The sequence below is a fragment of the Pseudomonas sp. GW821-FHT02B10 genome (assembly GCF_059421865.1).
The window spans coordinates 112,792-127,278 of record NZ_JBWKVU010000013.1 but is presented as its reverse complement, the minus strand read 5'-3'; the positions used below and the strand labels follow the sequence as shown (position 1 = coordinate 127,278).

The 14,487-nt window shown below is 58.6% G+C and carries 8 protein-coding genes; 7 read left to right on the top strand and 1 reads right to left on the bottom strand.

What is annotated here, in order from left to right; genetic code table 11:
- Nucleotides 1–55 precede the first annotated feature (55 nt).
- Nucleotides 56–2,044: a peptidase U32 family protein gene (locus tag AC07VU_RS24510; RefSeq protein WP_101337498.1), complete on the top strand. Its 1,989-nt coding sequence runs from the start codon at nucleotides 56–58 to the stop codon at nucleotides 2,042–2,044.
- Between the two features lie 116 nt (nucleotides 2,045–2,160).
- Here AC07VU_RS24510 and AC07VU_RS24505 read toward each other — a convergent pair whose 3' ends face one another.
- Entirely contained in the window at nucleotides 2,161–2,706 is a 546-nt protein-coding gene (locus tag AC07VU_RS24505) for a thioesterase family protein (RefSeq protein ID WP_277588427.1), read from the bottom strand.
- A 106-nt stretch (nucleotides 2,707–2,812) separates the two neighbouring features.
- On the opposite strand from AC07VU_RS24505, the gene AC07VU_RS24500 reads away from it, so the two are divergent.
- From AC07VU_RS24500 to AC07VU_RS24475, 6 genes are all read left to right on the top strand, one after another.
- Nucleotides 2,813–3,778, top strand: coding sequence for a GlxA family transcriptional regulator (locus AC07VU_RS24500; RefSeq protein ID WP_495030636.1), 966 nt, complete (start codon nucleotides 2,813–2,815; stop codon nucleotides 3,776–3,778).
- Between the two features lie 254 nt (nucleotides 3,779–4,032).
- Entirely contained in the window at nucleotides 4,033–6,861 is a 2,829-nt protein-coding gene (locus AC07VU_RS24495) for an ATP-binding protein (protein WP_053260591.1), read from the top strand.
- Complete coding sequence (gene pvrR / locus AC07VU_RS24490) at nucleotides 6,849–8,030, top strand: response regulator cyclic di-GMP phosphodiesterase PvrR (RefSeq protein WP_053260592.1); 1,182 nt, start codon at nucleotides 6,849–6,851, stop codon at nucleotides 8,028–8,030. Before AC07VU_RS24495 ends, pvrR begins: the two co-directional genes overlap by 13 nt.
- 53 nt (nucleotides 8,031–8,083) lie before the next feature.
- Nucleotides 8,084–11,314 (top strand): hybrid sensor histidine kinase/response regulator, encoded by a 3,231-nt coding sequence (locus tag AC07VU_RS24485; protein ID WP_053260593.1) that lies wholly within the window; start codon nucleotides 8,084–8,086, stop codon nucleotides 11,312–11,314.
- Nucleotides 11,315–11,372: 58 nt separating this feature from the next.
- The gene (locus AC07VU_RS24480) at nucleotides 11,373–12,020 is read left to right on the top strand and encodes a response regulator (RefSeq protein WP_053260594.1); all 648 of its coding nucleotides are present in this window, start codon (nucleotides 11,373–11,375) and stop codon (nucleotides 12,018–12,020) included.
- A gap of 368 nt (nucleotides 12,021–12,388) precedes the next feature.
- Nucleotides 12,389–14,487: Ig-like domain-containing protein (locus tag AC07VU_RS24475; RefSeq protein ID WP_495030635.1), on the top strand; the 2,099-nt coding region annotated here is incomplete at its 3' end.

Below are 14,487 nucleotides of genomic sequence, written 5' to 3'. Positions count from 1 at the left end.
GGCGTTTCGCCGCTACAATGCGCGCCTCGACTGTGACAAGCCTGACTAAAAAAATATGTCCTTGCCCAAGCATCACCTGGAATTGCTCAGCCCTGCCCGCGATGTCGCCATCGCCCGCGAGGCCATCCTGCATGGCGCCGACGCCGTGTACATCGGCGGCCCGAGCTTCGGCGCGCGCCACAACGCCTGCAACGAAGTGAGTGAAATCGCCGAGCTGGTGGAGTTCGCCCGCCGTTACCACGCGCGGATCTTCACCACCATCAACACCATCCTCCACGACAACGAGCTGGAGCCGGCGCGCAAGCTGATCCACCAGCTGTACGACGCGGGCGTCGATGCGTTGATCGTCCAGGACCTGGGCGTGATGGAGCTGGACATTCCGCCGATCGAGCTGCACGCCAGCACCCAGACCGATATCCGCACCCTGGCCCGGGCCAAGTTCCTCGACCAGGCCGGCTTCTCGCAACTGGTCCTGGCCCGCGAGCTGAACCTGCAGGAAATCCGCGCCATCGCCGACGAGACCGACGCGGCGATCGAGTTCTTCATCCATGGCGCGCTGTGCGTGGCCTTCTCCGGCCAGTGCAACATCTCCCATGCGCAGACCGGCCGCAGCGCCAACCGTGGCGACTGCTCCCAGGCCTGCCGCCTGCCGTACACCCTCAAGGATGAAAAGGGCGGTGTGATCGCCTACGAGAAGCACCTGCTGTCGATGAAGGACAACAACCAGAGCGCCAACATCCGCGCCCTGGTGGAAGCCGGCGTGCGTTCGTTCAAGATCGAAGGGCGCTACAAGGACATGGGTTATGTGAAGAACATCACTGCCTATTACCGCCAGCGCCTGGACGACGTGCTCGAAGACCGTATCGACCTGGCCCGCGCTTCCAGCGGCCGCACCGCGCACTTCTTCCTGCCCGACCCGGAAAAGACTTTCCACCGCGGCAGCACCGATTATTTCGTCACCGATCGCAAGATCGACATCGGCGCTTTCGACTCGCCGACCTTTACCGGTCTGCCGGTGGGTGTGGTCGAGAAAGTCGCCAAGCGCGACCTGCACGTGGTGACCCATGAGCCGTTGTCCAATGGCGACGGCCTCAATGTGCTGGTCAAGCGCGAAGTGGTGGGTTTCCGCGCCAACATCGCCGAGCCCAAGGGCGAGTTCGAAGAGGACGGCGAAAAGCGCTATCGCTATCGCGTCGAGCCCAACGAGATGCCGGAAGGCCTGTACAAGCTGCGGCCGAACCACCCGCTGAACCGCAACCTCGATCACAACTGGCAGCAGGCCCTGCAGAAGACTTCGTCCGAGCGTCGCGTGGCCCTGAGCTGGGTCGCGCGCCTGCGCGAAGAACAGCTGGAAGTGACCGCGACGAGTGAAGAGGGGATCAGCGCCAGCGTGACCCTGGACGGCCCGTTCGGCGTCGCCAACAAGCCGGAGCAGGCGCTGGAACAACTGCGCGACCTGCTCGGCCAGCTCGGCACCACGCAGTACCACGCCATCGACATCAAGCTCGATGCGCCGCAGGCTTACTTCATCCCCAACTCGCAGCTTAAGGCCTTGCGCCGCGAAGTGATCGAAGCCTTGACCGCCGCGCGGGTTGCCGCTCACCCGCGTGGCAGCCGCAAGGCCGAGACCACGCCGCCACCGGTGTACCCGGAGTCGCACCTGTCGTTCCTGGCCAACGTGTACAACCAGAAGGCCCGCGACTTCTACCATCGCCATGGGGTGAAGCTGATCGATGCGGCCTACGAGGCCCACGAAGAGGCCGGCGAAGTGCCGGTGATGATCACCAAGCACTGCCTGCGTTTCTCCTTCAACCTGTGCCCGAAACAGGCCAAGGGCGTCACCGGCGTGCGCACCAAGGTGGCGCCGATGCAGCTGATTCACGGTGACGAAGTGCTGACCCTGAAGTTCGACTGCAAGCCGTGCGAGATGCACATCATCGGCAAGATGAAAGGCCATATCCTCAACATGCCGCAACCGGGCAGCGTGGTCGGCCACATCAGCCCCGAAGACCTGCTCAAGACCATCCCCCGCGCCCCGCACTGAGTGACGGGCGGGCGCGGCGCCATCACGGCGTCGCGCTCGCTCAAGCGCTGGCTGTCGCGCAACAACGCCATTGTCGACCTGGATCGGCAATGGCGTTGTTGTTTCAGCGAACCGCCTTAACGCGCTGGATCTTCCTCGGCGCGCAACTGAACGCTCATGTCGTCGCAGCTTTGCGACCAGTCTTGCAGCCACTGCGGCAACTTGGGTGATTGGTCCACGCCCAGTTCGTGGACGAACTCTCCGGGAGCAATCGTGCCTTTGGCCGAGCGGAACAGTCCGCGCATCACCACCACGCCGATCACCCGGCCTTTGCTCACGAAGCGGTGTTCCATAAAGCTCCATTTCTCGTCCCAGCCGAGGATCCGGCTGTGGATCTCGAAGGCTTCGAACAGCTTCAGTTCACGGCGGAACTTGCCCCACACATCGCCAACGATCGGCACGGCCCTGTGGCGCAGGGCCACGCGATAGGCGCCGCTGCGCAGGACGAAGTCCATGCGCCCGAGGTCGGCCAGGGTGAAGTAGCGGCCATTGGTGACGTGGCGGTTGAGGTCGAGGTCGAGCGGCCAGACGCGCATGCGCACCACGGTGGTGGCCAGGCCTTCGACCGGCTTGCGCCACGGACGACGAAACAGCATGAGCAGCATGCGGAACCAGAGATTCATGAGTACACCGATGATTGAAAGGATGGCCGCACTTTAGGCAAGGGGGATCGGCTAAGCTAGGTGCGCAAATGACATTTTTCATGCGAAAAGCGCAACGGAATCCACTATGCACGTCACCTTGCTCCTGGCCGATCACTGTTCCGCCGCCAGCGCCACCCTGGCCCTGGAAGTGCTGAGCGCCGCCAACCTGTTCGCCGACAGCGCCAGCGCGCCGTTCGAGGTGGTGGTCGCCTCGCTGGATGGCGCCGATGTCAGCGCCTGGGGCGGGCAAGCGCTGCGGGTGCAGCGCTCGGTGGCCGAGATCGCCCAGACCGATCTGGTGCTGATCCCCGGTTTTCTCTTCACCCTGAAGGAAGCCTTGCCGGCATTTGCCAGGCATGGGCCCTGGTTGCGGCAACAGCACTCCCGGGGCGCGGTGCTGGCCTCGATGTGCACCGCCACCTTCCTGCTGGCCGAAGCCGGCCTATTGAAGGGCGCCCGCGCCACTACCCACTGGGCCTTCGCCGAGCTGTTCCGGCGGCGTTATGCCGGGGTCGAGCTGGACGAGGGGCAACTCCTCTGCGAGGACGATCGCCTGATCACCAGCGGCGGCGCGAGCGCGGCCATGGACCTGCTGCTGCATTTGGTGCGGCGTTTCGCGTCCCTGGAGCTGGCGCAGAAGTGCGGCAAGTACCTGCTGATCGACAAGGTGCGCAGCGAGCAGTCGGTCTATGTCATGTGGTCGCTGCCCAAGAGCCATGGCGATGGCGAGATCCTGCGGGTGCAGGACTGGCTGGAGGAACACTTCGACCAGCCACTGCTGATCGACGATACGGCCCGGCGCTTCGGCTTTGGCGTGCGGAACTTCAAGCGCCGCTTCAAGGACGCCACCGGCTACACACCGCTGGCCTATCTGCAGACCCTGCGCCTGGAAAAGGCCAAGGAGCTGCTGGAATCCACGCGCATGACCCTGGACAGCATCACCTACAAAGTGGGCTACGAAGACAGCAACTCGTTTCGCCGGCTGTTCCAGCAACGGGTCGGCCTGCTGCCGGCGGCGTACCGCAAGAAGTTCCAGGCCGGTGCGAGTTGATTCGCAGGCGAGTGAGGAGTGCGCTGAAGCTCGCGTCGCAGCGCTCAGGTGAACTGGAAAGGGGGGAAAAGCTACACAGGTACAACGCGAAGGGCTGTCGAACCCTCTGCTGCCTGGATGGATATCCGCCTATCGGGCAGGTGATGAAGGTCAATGTTCTTATTAATTGCATCATGGGCTGGTCTGAACGCACAAAGGTGGCTTTAGGGATTTTCCGATAGGTTCTGTTTGGCTGCATCCCTAACCTTGGATGCATGAAATACAAACAGTTTCTTCAACCACTGGACAAAAACTTTTCCTCGCCCAAGGCGGTTGGCAAGCTCCTTCTGCTTTTGGCCTGGTTACTCCTGTTGTGCCTGTTCTGCGGTCTCTGCTTCTATTGGGTGTCCAGTTTAAATAACGAAATCTCCAAGCACCGCCGAGTGATGAATGACGAGGTTTACAGCGTTCAAGAGTCGCTGTTTCAGCGCGAGGCCTTGTTGCTGCATTTCAGCCGCTCGGTTCATTTGAATTCACCGGATGTGGTGTCTGCACCCGAAGCACTGAAAGTTCCTTTGGGTCAGGACCAACGCAAGAGAATCCTGCTGGGCAACTACGATTCGCCTTGGAGCCTGACTCTTTCCGGGCGCGATATTCGCGAGTTGGAAGAGTTTCAGCTCGGCCTCGTGTATGTGTCCAACAATGCAGAGCACACCATCAGCCGCATCTACGATCGCAGCTTCGACCATTACGTCCTGCCGAGCAGCGTGCTCAATGCGCTGGCTGCGACGACCATGGCAAGTAATCAGCAGTTCATCTGGTTGAACGATCCTGGTGATCCGCTCACGCGAATCTACATCTTTCGGCGCATTTCCAATGGTCAGGATGCTGGTTGGCTGGGCTTGGAAATTGTTGGCAAAGAGCTGGCGGCGGGGCTGCTTGGCCAAGGTTCGGATGGTTATCTGTTGTTGAACAGGGCGCGCCAGCAAGTGTTGGGCAGCGAGCCGGACAAAGACCTGAGCACCTATTTTTCCAGGGTCTGGTCCAAGGACGACTTCGGCTTTACTGGCCGCGGCCTGAACCTCGGTTATCTGTCCCTGAGCAAAAGCATCGGCGGTTCAAGGTGGATGTTGATCTACTACGTACCGTTCAAGGCGCTGCTGACGCCGCTGTGGCGGGACTCCGTGCTGGCCCTGCTGGTGTTCGGCCTGATGGCCATAGGCGTTCAGCGTCTGGTGCTGCGGATTAATCGGCGGTTGGTCAACCCGGCTCTGCATCGTTTGGAAGCCTTGATCGAAAGTGAAGAGTTCAGTCGTACGGTCATCGACACGGCTCCGGTAGCCCTGTGTGTGTTACGGCGTCTTGATGGCCAGGTGGTGCTGGAAAATCGTCTGTGCGTGCAGTGGTTAGGTGGAGACGCACAGCGCATTGCTCTGGAGCAGGACTGGATACGACGCGCGTTCGACAACAATTCACCTGTCTGCGAGGAGTTGGAGGCTGCCAGTGGTCATCATTTGCACCTGAGCTCGGTGCCTACCCGCTACAAGGGGGAGGACGTGCTGCTCTGTGCCTTCAGCGATATCAGCGCGCGCAAACAAATGGAGCTGGCCTTGGCTCGGGCCAAGCAGCATTCCGATGCGACCAACGAGGCTAAAAGCGTCTTTCTCGCGACCATCAGTCACGAAATCCGCACGCCTCTTTATGGGTTGCTCGGCACGCTGGAGTTGCTTGGCTTGACGAAGCTCGAACCACAGCAGGCGAATTATCTGGATGCCATGCAGCGCTCAGCATCGACCTTGGGACATTTGATCAACGATGTATTGGATGTCTCCAAGATCGAAGCTGGCCAGTTGGTGCTTGAGCCCGATGATTTCAACCCCTGCGAATTGGTGCAGGAGTTGATTCAGATGTTTTCCGCGGCAGCACAACGCAAGGGATTGATCCTACAAGCGTTCTGCGACCCGAAACTACCGATGATGATGCGCGGAGATGCGGCGCGGATTCGGCAGATTCTCAGCAATCTGCTGGGCAATGCCTTGAAGTTCACTGACTCCGGTCGAGTGGTGTTGCGCGTCAGGATCGAAAGTCGCGATTGCGAACGGTTGAACCTGCTTTGGCAAGTGACCGACACCGGCTGCGGCATTCGCATGGAAGAGCAAAGTCGTCTGTTCGAGCCGTTTTATCAGGCCGGAGACCGTCAGAGCCGAGCCGGTGGTACCGGGCTGGGCTTGTCTATTTGTCAGCGTCTGGCCGAGTTGATGAATGGCGATATCCGTCTGGTCAGTGCCTACGGGTTGGGTAGCAGTTTCACCTTGTCGTTACCGCTGGAGCTGGGTCGCCCGGAGAGCATGAGCGAGCAGGGCATTCGCCTGGCATCGTTACCGGTTTTCGTCAGCTCTCCTCTCCAGGAAGCGGCAGAAAACGTGTGCGGCTGGCTGAACCGTTGGGGGGCGTCCGCTCAGATCCTCAACAGCACCGAATTGCAACTGCCGCCTAGGGCGACGTTGGTGGAACTGACCGTCGAGAACGGCGCTGCCAACTCACTGCTATTACCCAGCAGTTCGCGGGTACGGGCTTACCTTGGGGCGCCAGGGCAGCCAGTACTGACGGACAGCGCCTGGGAGGTCAACCTCAACAATATTCACGCTATCGGCCAGGCGGTCAGCCTGGCTCAAGGCAGCAGCCAGGCGCGTGCCGAGACCAGCACCGAACCCTTTCGTCAATTGTTGCAACGAGTGTTAGTGATCGAAGACAACCCCATCAATCAGTTGGTGCTCAAGGAACAACTCGAAGTGCTGGGCTGTGAGGTGACTCTGGCCAGCGACGGACGCGAAGCGCTGATGCAATGGGCATGCGGCACCTTCGATCTGGTGCTGACCGACATCAACATGCCTGGCATGGATGGCCACCAATTGGCGCGACACATGCGCCGTATCGGTTGCGCCGTGCCGATCGTGGGAGCAACGGCCAACACTGACCCCGAAGAAGCTGCGCGTTGTCTTGATTCGGGCATGAACCTGTGTTTGACGAAGCCCGTGGATCTTCTGTCCCTGTTCAACAGCTTGAACGCCTTAAAGCCGGAGAAAATCGTATGTGCGCCATGAGTGTATTGATCGTCGAAGATCACCATTTTCAACGCGAATATCTGAAATCGCTGTTCAAGGCCGAGGGCGTGCATCGTATCGAGATTGCCGCTGACGGACAGGAAGCCCTGCAATGGCTGGACAAGCGAGACTTCGATCTGGTGCTCAGTGATCTGATGATGCCGGAGCTCGATGGCGTGCAGTTCATCCAGCAGCTGTCGTTGTCGAAGAAGCCGCCCCGCCTGGCGCTGATGAGCTCGTCCTCGCGACGCATGCTGGGGAGCGCCTGTACCGTGGCTGAAATGCTGGGAATCGAAGTGATCGATACGATTTCCAAACCTGCCATGCCGGCCTCGATCAGGAGCCTGATTGACAAGTGTGCGGCTCCCCGGGCGGTTCCCGAGAGCGCGCCGGCTCCGGTGTTGGTTTTCAACCGACAGCAGTTGCAGGAGGCCTTGGAACAGGGGCAGTTCAAAGCGTGGTTCCAACCGAAGAAGGCGTTGAGAAGCGGCAGGATCGCCTCGGCCGAGGCGTTGGTGCGTTGGGAACACCCGGCTTTGGGGACTTTGTTGCCTGGGCAGTTTCTATCGCAGATGGTTGATGCCGGGCTGGAAGAGGCATTGTTGTTCTGCATGATCGAACAAACTGTGAAGGCCCAGTTCAGCTGGCAGAACAGTGGTTTTCGAGTTCCGGTTTCGATCAACCTGCCGACTCACTTGTTGAATGACCCGACCTTGCCCGATCGGCTTCATGAATGTGTTCTACGCTTGAACGGCATGCCGTCCAGGCTGTGTTTCGAACTGACCGAATGCAGCATGACCGAGTTGCTCAGCCACTACATCGCCGGGGTATGCCGGTTGCGGATGAAAGGTTTCGGATTGGCCCAGGATGACTTCGGACAAGGGTTCAGTTCGTTTTACAACCTGGTGAAAACGCCCTTTACCGAGTTGAAAATCGACCGTGCGCTAATAGCCAATTGCGAGCATGAAGAAAGTACCGCCGCGGCGCTCAAAAGTATTATTGCACTGGGGCAGCATTTGGGACTTGAAGTCGTTGCAGAGGGTGTTGAGAATCACGCGCAGCTGGCGTTATTGCGCCAGTTCGAGTGTGACGCGGTACAGGGGTTCTTGATTTCCAAAGCCGTATCGAAAGAGTCGTTTTCGGCTTTGCTACAACAGGAGGGTCGATGATGAAACAGTCGACCCTCTAGGCTTCTCACTGGGTTGGATCAGCCGGATGATTTATGGGAAACGATAATCTAATTAAAAATTTTGCCCGTACTTCCTTGCGGTTGAACATGCTACTGATCGTAGCGGTTTCGCTGGCAATTCTGTTGTTCGCCATGACCTACTGGGCTGCCGAGCGCCTGGTTCAGGAACAGTTGTACAAGATAGAATTTCACTTCTCGCGCTTGATGGGCAACATCCATGAGCAGGAAGAATTCTTGCTGCGTGTTGCCCGGCATAGCGATGAGGTGACACAAAAACGGGATCAGGCAGTCATTCCGTTTCAGCATCGCTTGCTCAAGGAAGCACGCGACTCCTGGATCTACGAAGGACGCGAATTCTCCTTTTCCATGCCGTTCACTCTGGCTGTGCCCACTGAGATGGCTTCGCAGGGTGAAGATCAAGTTGCCGGTATTGGGAAGTTTGGGGTGCTGATTTCCAACTTGTACGGCTCGTACTGGAGCATTTCTTCTTATGCTGCGCCGCAAACGCTACTGCTGGATCTTGATAGCTCAATCAGCATTGGTGTTCCGGCAGCCACTGCCTCAAGGGAAAATGGACAGGTCGGTAAGAACGACTACCTGGAGCTGAGTGAAAACCTGAAAAAGCAAATTTTGAAGTTCCGCCCGGCACAATCGGATAATGCCGTGATGTGGGCGCCGGCCAATCATGTCCAGGGTGATGGGTCGTCTATCAAGTTCATTACCTACATGTACACCGACACGCCACAAAACCTGTTGGTCCACGATCAATCGAAGCGTCAACTGGTCATCGCCTCGTTGCTGGATCTGCGTTCAATTACCGACTCTTCTCGTCTCAGCGATTGGACGGTATTCGATGCCATGGAACTCATAACCCCCGATGGGTTGTTGCTGACGGGCAAGATACCCAGCTTCGACGATGCTCAAGAAGGGTTGCAATTGACCAGTGCCGGGTTCCTGGTCAAGACCACCAGCAAAGACGGCTGGCGCGGTTACTATCACCTTGATTACCGAAGCTTTTTTCAATATGCCAAGTGGCAGTTACTGGTGTTGCTGGCTGTGTGTCTGGCGTTTGTTGTCGTGGGTTATTTCTTGTTGCGCTGGTATGCCATGAGAGTGGTCGTACCGGCTCGCCGGGCTCATGACCGGGTTGTAGAGAGTGACTCGTTCAGCCGCGCGATCATTCAGAACGCCCCAGTGGCGTTGTGCGTGCTGGCGCGCAAAGATCGCAAGGTGGTGATGGAAAACGAGCTGGCGCTGCAATGGCTGGGAGACACACAAACCATCAGTCAGCTTAGCCGCGGCTGGCCTTCCGTAGCCGAATCGGCTGGAGCCGTCGAGGACAAGCATCTATCGATCACAATCAACGACCGACAGCTGGAAGTCAGTTTTTTGCCGTCGCGCTATCAAGGCGAAGACGTGGTGCTTTGTGCGTTCAGTGACATCAGTGCTTACAAGCTGGCGGAGCGGGCACTGGCTCAAGCCAAGCAATCGGCGGACGCTTCAAACGAGGCCAAGACCGTATTTCTGGCGACCATGAGCCATGAGATCCGCACGCCGCTGTATGGGGTGCTCGGCACCCTGGAACTCCTGACCCTGTCGCCGCTCAATGCCCTGCAACGTTCGCAAGTGCAAACCATGCAACGTTCCTCTTCGATTCTGTTGCAGGTGATCAGCGATATTCTGGACGTGTCGAAAATCGAAGCCGGGCAACTGGCGATCGAACACGTCGAGTTCAGTCCATTGGAAATGATCGAGGATGTCCTGCAGGCCTATTCGGCTGCTGCGGGTGCCAAAGGTCTGCACCTCTATGCCTGCGTGGAAGTCGAGCTACCGCGAAGAGTCAGAGGCGACGCAGCCAGAATTCGGCAGATACTCAACAATTTGCTCAGCAATGCGATCAAGTTCACCGATGTCGGACGAATCGCCTTGCGGGTCAAAAGCGAGCAGGTCGAGGGTGCCTGGCAGTTTCAGTGGCAGGTCACCGATACCGGCTGTGGCATTTCCAGCGAGCATCAGGTCCGCCTGTTCGAACCCTTCTATCAGGCACATAGCCAGCAGCACACCGTCGGTGGTACCGGGCTTGGCCTGTCGATTTGCTGGCGCTTGACGCAATTGATGGGCGGCAACCTGGCGATCGTCAGTGACACAGGACTGGGCAGCAGTTTCACCTTGAGCCTGCCACTCACGGTTGTGCCTGGTGAACATCCGCTCCTGCCTGGGTTCACCCTGAAGAACGAGGCCGTTGCAGTACGCGCTCCCATCAAGGAGTTGGCCATCAGCGTCTGTAACTGGCTGTCGCATTTCGGAGCGCTGGCGGTGACCGGTAGCGAGGTATCCGATGACCGCTATCCTGGCGCGGTGCTTGTCGATGTGATCCCGGAACTTTTGCCGGCGCTGGAATGGAGTGGTGAGCGGGTTCGTTGCTCGGAAGAGGGATTGATCAAGCCACAGCGTACCGCCGATGGCTATACCGTCAGTCTGCACAGCCTCAAGGGCCTGCTACGAGCTGTGGCCCTGGCCCAGGGCGAGCCATTGGCTGCGAATGAAAGCGCCGAAGCGATACAGAGTTGGTGTCGGTTCAGCTTGCATGTGCTCGTCGCCGAAGATAACCCGATCAACCAGACCTTGATCAAGGAGCAGCTCCAGCAGCTGGGGTGCAGCGTGGCATTGGCATCCAACGGCGTGGAAGCGCTGCGACTCTGGGATCATGATGCTTTCGATGTCGTGCTGACTGACGTCAATATGCCGGAAATGAATGGGTATGAATTGACCACGGCGCTACGTCGAGCCGATAGCAACACCCCCATTGTCGGCGTGACCGCCAACGCGTTGCGCGAGGAAGAGGAACGCTGTATCGGCGTAGGCATGAACGCTTGTGTGGTCAAGCCGATGTCATTGCAAACCCTGCACAATGTGCTGTTGAAGCTCTGCGGACACCTGGATGGCGCAATACTGTCCGAGGAAGAGGCGTCGGAAGAGAAAAGTGTCATGCAAGTGTCCAGTCAATTGCGTGATGTATTCATTCAGACGTTCAAGGAAGACCTTGCCAAAACTCGCGCAGCAGTGCGGGACAAAGATGCCAAGGCAGTGGGCTCCATGTTGCACCGGATACGCGGTGGGTTGTCGGTGGTTCAGGCACAGGATCTGCTCGATCGTTGCGTGGCTATTGAAGCGCAACTGGATGCACAGGGTTGGGTGGAGGAAAGACGGCGTGAAGTAGAGGATGTCCTCGAGCAAATCACGCAGGAGATGGAAAAGTTATGAATGCTACGGAGAGCGTCGGGAGCGGTTTGGTCATTTCTTTTTCAAGGGCAGTCTTAGCATGAATAAAATAAAAGTGGTGCTGGCCGATGATCACCCCATCGTATTGGCAGGGGTGAAAGAAACGATCGAGAGTGACGGCGTGTATGACGTGGTGAGCGTGGCCAAGACGTCTGGCGAGTTGATGAGTGCCATCAACGAACATTCGCCGGATATCGTGATCACTGATTTCTACATGCCAGGCGATGAGCACTATGGCGATGGCATGCGCCTGATCAGCTACCTGGTGCGTCATTTCCCGCAGGTGCGTTTTCTGGTGCTGACCATGCTGAACAACCGTTCGATCCTGGGGAGCCTTTACGATTGCGGAGTGTCCGGCGTGCTGCAGAAAAGCATCAACCTCGATGAAATAAATGTGGCGTTGCGCACTATCTCCAAGGGCGGCATCTACAAGGGCAACTTCACTCTTGAGCCTGACAGTGTGATGGCTTCTACGTCGTCAGTCAGTGAGCGCATCGCGAGTATTTCAATCAAGGAAGCAGAAGTGCTGCGGCTGTTTTTGGCGGGTGAGCGGCTCAAGGATATCGCTACCAGCCTGCAACGCAGTGCAAAGACTGTCAGTACTCAGAAGACTTCGGTCATGCGCAAATTATGTGTCCACTCCGACCAGGAGCTGTTCGCATTCTGTCAGGAGCATCAGGTCGTCTGAAAGGACCTGGATTCAACGACTGACTTACCTTCTTGCGACTATTTTTCGTGTTGCTGACCACCTTGGGTGGTCATGTCTCCAGCATTGATCCAATTGGATTCTTGCTGCTCGTATTTTGATTCCTTCCTTGATCGCGCCTCGACTCTGCTCGGATCGGCGCGTTTTAGGTTTTTCCCTAAATACCCCTCCAGGGGCGCTCCTTACCATTTGATCAATTCCAAGCACTGGCTCTGCCCATTGTGAAGCAGCCCTGAGAAAAAGCTGTTCCCGCAGGCCGGCATTGGAAGGAGGTACGACAGTACGAAACGCCATTTGAGTAGCCGTTTCGCTCTGTGCAGGACTTGAATTGAATGTTTAACGGAGTGGTTATGTTACCGATCAAGATCATCGCAAAAGACACTGGGCATCCCCTGGATGTCACTGGCAGCAATCTGCTGACAATCAATCGGCCGGCGGTCATCAAGATGTCCGCGCCAGCGGAAGATATTCAGTCGGTCAGTCGCGAAGGCGAACGTCTGGTCATCAAGCTCAAGACTGGCGAAACCATCTCCATCGATGGCTTCTTCGATGTGATCGACGGCGTGAAAAGCGATCTGGTGTTTGAAGATCCCAAGACCGGCGAGCTGCTGATCGCTGATTATTCGGTCCCTTGGACCGGCGTTGCCCTGGTGCCGCTTGAGTCGATCGATTCGCTGCTTGTCGTGGCCGAGGCCGATTCCATGGGCCTGCTGGCGCCCTTGCTGGGCCTGGCCGCCGTGGGCGGTGCGGTGGCGATTGCCAACCATAACAGCGGTGGCGGTGGCGGTAGCAGTGCTGATGCGGCGAATGCCGATCAGGGGCTGACCACGCCTTCGACACCGAGCGTGCTGTTCAACAACATGCATGGCCTGACCGGCAAGTCCGATGCCGGGGCTACCGTTGCCCTTACCTTGGCTGACGGTACCGTGGTCACTACTGTGGCCGACGATACCGGGCTCTGGCATTTCAACCCCAATCCGCTGGCCGATGGCGAACAGGGTTCCCTGCAAGCCAGCCTGAATGGCGTGCAGAGCGGTTCCACCAGCACCGGCGTGGCTGACGTCACGGCGCCCGCCGAGCCGGTAGTGACCCAGAACAACCAGGATGGCCTGGCCGGTATGGCCGAGCCGGGCAGTACCATTACCGTCAGTCTTGCCGATGGCAGTACCGTCATTGCGACCGTGGGGGCAGACGGTCAGTGGAATGTCACCCCGAACCCGCTGACTCCGGGCGTTAGCGGATCGATCGTCGTCACTGATGCCGCCGGTAACTCCAGTGCGAGCGTCGACACCGGAATCATCAATTCCACGCAACCGGTACCTCCCACTGTTGACCAGAACAACGCCGATGGCCTGAGTGGCACCGGCGAGCCAGGCAGCACCGTGACCGTCGAACTGCCAGACGGCAGTACCGTGACCACCATCGTCGACGGAGACGGTAATTGGTCGTTCGTGCCGAACCCGTTGCAACCGGGTGAAGAAGGCTCGGTCACCATCACCGATCCAGATGGCAACACCAGCACTGGCGTCGACACGGGTTCCAGCGATCAGACCCCACCTGCGGTCCCGACCGTTGACCAGAACAATGGCGATGGCCTGAGCGGCACCGGCGAGCCGGGCAGCACTGTAGTCGTTGAACTGCCGGACGGCAGCACCGTGACCACCACTGTCGATGAAAACGGCAACTGGTCGTTCGTGCCGAACCCGCTGCAGCCGGGTGAAGCAGGTTCGATCACCGTCATCGACCCGGCTGGCAACGCCACTGAAGGGGTGAACACTGGTACCAATGACCAGCAGCCATCCCCAGCTCCCGCTGACCAGAATCCTCCTGCTGCTCCCACTATTGACCAGAACAATGGTGATGGCCTGAGCGGCACCGGCGAGCCGGGCAGCACCGTGGTCGTCGAACTGCCGGACGGCAGCACCGTCACTACCGTTATCGATGAAAACGGCAACTGGTCGTTCGTGCCGAACCCACTGCAACCGGGTGAAGCAGGTTCGATCACCGTCATCGACCCGGCGGGCAACACCAGCGAAGCGGTGAACACCGGTTCCAGCGATCAGACTCCACCGGCGGCGCCGACCGTTGACCAGAACAACGGCGACGGCATTAGCGGTACCGGCGAGCCGGGCAGCACCGTGGTCGTCGAACTGCCGGATGGCAGCACCGTCACTACCGTTATCGATGAAAACGGCAACTGGTCGTTTGTACCAAACCCGCTGCAACCGGGCGAAGCAGGCTCGATCACCGTCATCGACCCGACGGGCAACGCCAGCGAGGCTGTGAACACCGGTTCCAGCGACCAGACTCCACCTGCGGCACCGACCGTTGACCAGAACAATGAATCGGGTATCAGCGGTACCGGCGAGCCTGGCAGCACCGTGGTCGTCGAACTGCCGGACGGCAGCACCGTCACTACCGTTATCGATGAAAACGGCAACTGGTCGTT

What these genes read in the sequence shown, in the direction of transcription:
- AC07VU_RS24510 (WP_101337498.1), top strand. Translation starts at nt 56, where the DNA reads ATGTCCTTGCCCAAGCATCACCTGGAATTGCTCAGCCCTGCCCGCGAT.
- AC07VU_RS24505 (WP_277588427.1), bottom strand. Translation starts at nt 2,706, where the DNA reads ATGAATCTCTGGTTCCGCATGCTGCTCATGCTGTTTCGTCGTCCGTGG.
- AC07VU_RS24500 (WP_495030636.1), top strand. Translation starts at nt 2,813, where the DNA reads ATGCACGTCACCTTGCTCCTGGCCGATCACTGTTCCGCCGCCAGCGCC.
- AC07VU_RS24495 (WP_053260591.1), top strand. Translation starts at nt 4,033, where the DNA reads ATGAAATACAAACAGTTTCTTCAACCACTGGACAAAAACTTTTCCTCG.
- pvrR (WP_053260592.1), top strand. Translation starts at nt 6,849, where the DNA reads ATGTGCGCCATGAGTGTATTGATCGTCGAAGATCACCATTTTCAACGC.
- AC07VU_RS24485 (WP_053260593.1), top strand. Translation starts at nt 8,084, where the DNA reads ATGGGAAACGATAATCTAATTAAAAATTTTGCCCGTACTTCCTTGCGG.
- AC07VU_RS24480 (WP_053260594.1), top strand. Translation starts at nt 11,373, where the DNA reads ATGAATAAAATAAAAGTGGTGCTGGCCGATGATCACCCCATCGTATTG.